This is a genomic window from Ruegeria sp. I1 (assembly GCF_056532675.1).
Genome location: NZ_JBQFNM010000007.1, coordinates 216876 through 222875 on the forward strand (window position 1 = coordinate 216876; position 6000 = coordinate 222875).

The window sequence follows — 6000 nt, forward strand, 5'->3', positions numbered from 1 at the left end:
TCTCGGACGACTGAATAGCGTCTCAATTCACGGTGCAACAGGGCAAAATCGTCACGTCAGGGGCTCGGGACGTCGCGTTTCGTAATTTTTGACGCCACGGCGCGAAACTTTGTTGCGGATAGAAGCAGTTGATTTGCAGGCGTGCCAGTCAGCGGTTCGCGCCCGGAATCCACAAGACGTCGTCTTTGCCGTTGTTGTTGGCGCAGCGTGCCGCCACAAAAAACCAGTCGCTGAGACGGTTGAGGTATTTTACGGCGACCTCGTTCACCGGCTCCATATTTGTCAGCTCAACGGCAAGGCGTTCGGCCCGACGGGACACGGTGCGGCAGACGTGTAGATGGGCCGCCAGACGGGATCCACCCGGCAGGATGAAACTGCGCAACGGTTCAAGGTCGGCGTTCATAGCATCAATCTCGGCCTCAAGACGGTCAATCTGGGCAGGGGCGATGCGCAGTGGCGGATAGTCTGCCTCGGCATCTTTTTCCATGTCGGGGCGGCAGAAATCGGCCCCCAGATCGAACAGATCATTCTGAATGCGGGCGAGGGCCGCGTCGGTTTCACCACCGGCCTCTGTGCGTGCCACGCCCACGAAGGAGTTCAATTCATCCACGGTGCCATAAGCGGCCACCCGGCCAGAGTATTTGGCAACCCGCTCACCATTGCCGAGGGCGGTTTTCCCGTCATCTCCGGTTCGTGTGTAGATTTTGTTTAGTACAACCATTTAAGATGCCCCCTGTCCTTTGAGGTAGACGTAGAGCAGGATCAGCAATACGGCAATGAACTGAAACAGGATGCGCAGCCGCATCATCTTGTTGCTTTTCTTCGCGGCCGCCATGCCGCCTTTGCCGAAGTTGGAAATGCCGATCGCCAATACGACCACCACTGACGCCATGGCCAGAAGCAAAACGACCATCAAAAGGTCCATAAGGGTTCACCGTCTGCGTTTTTTGTTTCGTTTGGACTGATCTAGCCCCGATACCCGAAAAAGCGAACCGGTAATTTCGTCTCAGATGTCGGACAGAATGCGGTCAATCGCCCTTGTGGGCAATATCCGGCGCAGATAACCGGCGATATAGGTCGGCGTGGTGACATAGTAGCGGGCTTTGGGTCTGCGCGCTTCGACCGCATGGACCAGCTTGGCCGTGACCGCCGAGGCGGGTAGTTCAAACTTGTCGGGCCCCGAGCTCTCATACAGCCGCCTCAGCAGTGAGTTTTCGTATTTCGCTCGTAGGGCCGAGTTTTCCCAATCAATGAACCGTTCGAATAACGGGATGGCCTTTTCACGCAGCTTTGACGTGATCGGGCCTGGTTCGATGAGGATCACGCGGATGTTTGTGTCCTTCAATTCAAGACGCATCGTGTCGCTGAGCCCTTCGATGGCGTATTTCGTCGCCACATATGCACCCCGCCATGGGAATGCCACCAGCCCAAGTACAGAAGAACATTGAACAATTCGCCCATGGCCTTGATCACGCATGACGGGAATGACCTGCCGCGTCAGTTCGTGCCAACCAAAGAAATTGGCTTCGAAGATGTGACGCAACCCGTCTGTGGGTACATCTTCGACCGCGCCGGGCAGGCCATGGGCGCCGTTGTTGAACAGGGCGTCCAGCGTGCCGCCGGTGGCCTGTAAAACCTCGGTCAACCCGGCCTTGATACTGTCTGCATCCGCATAGTCGATTCGCGGGCTTTCAAAGCCTTGGGCGCGCAACCGATCACAATCACGCTGCTGTCGGCACGAGGCAAACACCCGCCATCCTTGTGCTCGCATACCGTGTGCCGCATCAAGCCCGATACCCGAAGAACAACCTGTGATGAGAATCGATTTTTGCATGAGTGTCCCGCACCAGAATGTGCTCAATAGCTACGATCAGCATTGGGGCAGGACAATGACGCTAAACAATCAGTTTGATGTTTTTCGGACAAGCGATGTTGAAATCCATCCGACCTGTTGCCCGGGCAACACGCGCAGGCGCAACCAGCCGGTGCCCGAGTCGCTCAGAACTTCGACCTGCTGGCCGATCTGCGCTTTGCCGATGATCGGATAGATCGTACCGGGCCCATCGCGCATGTTCACGCGTGTGCCTGAAATCTCGCGGATGTCCTTTTCTGGCTCAGGCAAAGCGGGCACGCCTACTATCTCGGGATCGGCATCTGTGACCACCTGTTGAAGCGAGGCAACACCGTCTTCAAGCGATGCGAGCGCAAGCGAAACTGTCTGATCTTCGAACAAAGAGGGGTTCGCCTGCAGGCCAGCGGCCACTTGTGCCAGCATGGCCTTGGTTTCTTCTTCGGTCAGGGCTGGCTCAGGCTCTGCAAGCGGCTCAAGTGTTGGTGCAGGACGATTCGACGGGGTCGGTTCAAAGCTGACCTGTGTCACAAGCTCTTCCACCGGGGCTGAGGCCACGGGCTTAGATGCGGGACTGAAAGCTTCAGCCATACGTTGCGGATTGTCGGCGCGCAGGCCGCGTGGTTCAAAATCCGGACCTCCGCTCATCACGTAAAAGGTCCAGCCGAGTGCGGCAAATGTAATAAGAATAAGGCGCGTCATGGCGCATCCCCCAAAATCAATCGTTACAACAACAAAAAGGCAGCATTCATTTATTGTCGGAATGGTACCATATTTTGATGGCTGAGTCGAAAATCGGGGGAAAACACAGGCTTGCCTCCCCCTGTTGCAAAAAGCACGACTTGTCCCCAGCAAAATGGGCCATGCTTGCTTTACCCAGCCGCGCTTGCGTCGTATCACATCATCTATGAATGACACGATCGACGACCCCAATATGGAGGCCCCTGAAGGTGGGGGCGAGGTAGCCGAACCGCTGCGCCGCGCAATTGGTGAGCGCTATCTGACCTATGCGCTGTCCACCATCATGCACCGCGCCCTGCCGGATGCGCGGGACGGGTTGAAGCCGGTGCATCGGCGAATCCTTTATGCGATGCGCGAGTTGCGACTCAGTGCAACCGGAGGGTTCCGAAAGTCGGCCAAGATTTCCGGCGACGTGATGGGTAACTATCACCCCCATGGGGACGCTGCGATTTATGACGCGATGGCGCGTCTGGCGCAGGACTTCAACGTCCGCTACCCGCTGGTCGATGGACAGGGGAACTTCGGCAATATCGACGGCGACAACCCGGCGGCCTCGCGATACACCGAAGCGCGGATGACCATCGTGGCCGAGGCGCTACTTGAGGGTCTGAACGAAGACGCCGTCGATTTCCGCGACAACTATGATGGGACGCTGACCGAGCCGGTCGTGCTGCCCGCGCAGTTTCCGAACCTGCTGGCCAATGGTGCCAGCGGAATCGCGGTCGGCATGGCGACGAATATCCCTCCGCATAATATCTCGGAGCTGTGCGATGCCTGTCTGCATCTGATCAAGACGCCGGATGCCCGCGACGACACGTTGTTGAACTACGTGCCCGGCCCGGATTTTCCGACGGGTGGCGTCATTGTCGAGCCGCCCGAGAATATCGCGCAGGCCTATCGCACCGGGCGCGGATCTTTCCGGCTGCGCTGTAGATTTGAGGTCGAGGATCTGGGCCGCGGCCAATGGCAGATCGTGGTCACCGAGATTCCCTATCAGGTTCAGAAGTCCAAACTGATCGAAAAGATCGCTGAGCTGATTCAGACCAAGAAAATCCCAATCCTCGCCGATGTACGCGACGAATCCGCTGACGACATCCGTCTGATCCTCGAGCCGCGTTCCAAAAACGTGGACCCCGAGGTGCTGATGGGGATGCTCTATCGCAACTCGGACCTCGAGGTGCGGTTCAGCCTGAACATGAACGTGCTGATCGACGGGGTGACGCCCAAGGTCTGTTCGATGAAGGAAGTGCTGCGCGCTTTCCTTGATCACCGGCAAGAGGTGCTGCTGCGCCGCTCGCGTCATCGAATGGCGAAGATCGACCATCGGTTGGAGGTGTTGGAGGGCTTTATCGTCGCCTTCCTCAACCTCGACCGTGTGATCGACATCATTCGATATGACGACGACCCCAAAGCCGCCCTGATGCGCGAGGATTGGGGCATCGACCACGTCCGCGCCACGGATGAATCCGACTACCTCCCACCCAAACCGGGCGAAGGCGAGCTGTCTGAAGTTCAGGTCGACGCGATCCTCAACATGCGTCTGCGCAGCCTGCGTCGTCTGGAAGAGATGGAGCTGGTCCGTGAACGCGACGAGTTGATGCTGGAGCGCGCCAATCTGGAAGATCTACTGGCCGATCCCGCTCTGCAATGGGCCAAGATAGCAGAGCAGTTAAAAGAGACCAAAAAGACCTTCGGCAAAGACTATGAAGGTGGCGCGCGCCGGACGCAGTTTGCCGAGGCAGGGCAGGTCGAGGAAGTGCCGCTTGAGGCGATGATCGACAAGGAACCGATCACGGTTGTTTGCTCTCAGATGGGCTGGATTCGCGCAATGACCGGACATATCGATCTGGCACGCGAATTGAAGTTCAAAGACGGCGACGGCCCCCGGTTCATCTTCCACGCAGAGACCACCGATCGGCTGCTGGTGTTTGCGTCAAACGGGCGGTTTTACACGGTCAGCGCCGCCAACCTGCCGGGCGGGCGTGGCATGGGCGAACCGCTGCGTTTGATGGTCGACCTGCCGAACGAGGCTCAGATCATCGACATCCTGATCCACAAACCGGGTCGAAAGCTGCTGGTGGCCTCCGACGCAGGCAACGGTTTCATGGTGCCCGAGGATGATGTGCTGGCCCAGACCCGCAACGGTAAACAGGTGCTCAACGTCAAGGATGACGAAACGGCGATGATCTGTAAGCCGGTCGCAGGCGACCATGTGGCGGTCGTATCTCAGAACGGTAAGTTCCTTGTCTTCCCGACCGAAGACCTGCCCGAGATGACACGCGGCAAAGGTGTGCGTCTGCAGAAATACAATATGGCGCGGGGCCGTCAGGGGACGCTGGAACTGGATGGCGGCCTGTCTGACATCACCACCTTCAATTGGGAGGAAGGCCTCAAATGGTCGATGGGGGGCGACAAGACTCGGCACGAGGCGGATATGTCTCAGTGGCTGGCCAAACGCGCCAGTGTTGGGAAAAAGCCCCCCTATGGTTTCCCACGCGACTATAAATTCTCGTGATCAAGGGGCTTGCGCGGGTGAATTTCTGCCGATGCGGCTTGGCACAGCCTGTGTTGGTGGGCTAAATCAAAAGAAAAACAGGCCTATCGAGACGAGACATGTTGCGCATTCTGACACTGATCACCGGATTGGCCCTGATGGGCGCCTGCACGCAGACGCAGGTTTACGAAGAACCCGAGTCACTGGGTGAATTCAAGCTGCGGGTGAACTACGCGTTTGCCGAAAAAGCGAAACAGGGTCCGGTTTCGCGCGATGCAACCCCAAAAGAATGGGAAGACGCGATCCAGAACGCGGTTGATATCCGTCTGGGGCGCTACCAAGGCGCGCAGGAATATGACATCGGCATCAGCCTCGAAGGCTATATGCTGGCTCCTCCCGGAGTTCCCGTTATCTACAATCCCAAAAGCACCGCGATTGTTTTGGTAAACGTTTATGACGTGAAAAAGAAAGAGTTTCTGGCCAAGGCCAAACAGTTCCAAGTGCTGGAAGATACGACTGGGGAAAGCGCCTTTGCCGGTTCGGGGCGCACCCGAACCAAAGAAGAGCAAATGAGTGGTTTGGCCCTTAAAGTTGCTGACCGCGTCGAAGAATGGCTGGCCGAAGAGCACAATGACAATGGCTGGTTCGACAAGCGACCAGACCTGATCCAACCGCTCGATTCTACCGAACTGGTGCAAAATCCGGCCTGAGCTCGGCTTTTCCCCAAGGATGTGCTTGATTTTCCCCCCTGAACCAAATATCTCGCGCGCGCAGATGTAACCACGGGACCAAGGGTCCCCCAAAATGCAAAAGGGCGCCTGAGGAATGGCAAAGGAAAAGTTTGAGCGTACAAAACCGCACGTCAACATCGGCACGATTGGCCACGTTGACCACGGCAAGACCACGCTGACCGCAG

The 6000-nt window shown here is 57.4% G+C and carries 7 protein-coding genes; 3 read left to right on the plus strand and 4 right to left on the minus strand.

Annotated elements, in window-relative coordinates; all coding sequences use genetic code 11:
• Positions 1-148 precede the first annotated feature (148 nt).
• The 4 genes from ACR0DH_RS14865 to ACR0DH_RS14880 all read right to left on the minus strand — a co-directional run bounded on the left by ACR0DH_RS14865 (position 149) and on the right by ACR0DH_RS14880 (position 2551).
• A complete protein-coding gene (locus tag ACR0DH_RS14865; protein ID WP_480549913.1) occupies positions 149-721 on the minus strand; it encodes a cob(I)yrinic acid a,c-diamide adenosyltransferase in 573 nt (190 codons plus the stop codon).
• Entirely contained in the window at positions 722-925 is a 204-nt protein-coding gene (locus ACR0DH_RS14870) for a twin transmembrane helix small protein (protein ID WP_170531301.1), read from the minus strand.
• 81 nt (positions 926-1006) lie between these two features.
• Complete coding sequence (locus tag ACR0DH_RS14875) at positions 1007-1834, minus strand: SDR family NAD(P)-dependent oxidoreductase (protein WP_480549911.1); 828 nt, start codon at positions 1832-1834, stop codon at positions 1007-1009.
• Positions 1835-1903: 69 nt separating this feature from the next.
• Positions 1904-2551 carry an SH3 domain-containing protein gene (locus ACR0DH_RS14880; protein WP_480549909.1) on the minus strand — a complete coding sequence of 216 codons (648 nt, stop codon included), beginning with the start codon at positions 2549-2551 and terminating at the stop codon, positions 1904-1906.
• Positions 2552-2756: 205 nt separating this feature from the next.
• Here ACR0DH_RS14880 and parC point away from each other — a divergent pair, with 205 nt between their 5' ends.
• The 3 genes from parC to ACR0DH_RS14895 form a co-directional block, all read left to right on the plus strand.
• Complete coding sequence (gene parC / locus ACR0DH_RS14885; RefSeq protein ID WP_480549907.1) at positions 2757-5105, plus strand: DNA topoisomerase IV subunit A; 2349 nt, start codon at positions 2757-2759, stop codon at positions 5103-5105.
• Between the two features lie 98 nt (positions 5106-5203).
• The gene (locus ACR0DH_RS14890; RefSeq protein ID WP_480502129.1) at positions 5204-5794 is read left to right on the plus strand and encodes a hypothetical protein; all 591 of its coding nucleotides are present in this window, start codon (positions 5204-5206) and stop codon (positions 5792-5794) included.
• A 115-nt stretch (positions 5795-5909) separates the two neighbouring features.
• The coding region (locus ACR0DH_RS14895) for a GTP-binding protein (RefSeq protein ID WP_215675807.1) at positions 5910-6000 on the plus strand (91 nt) is incomplete at its 3' end.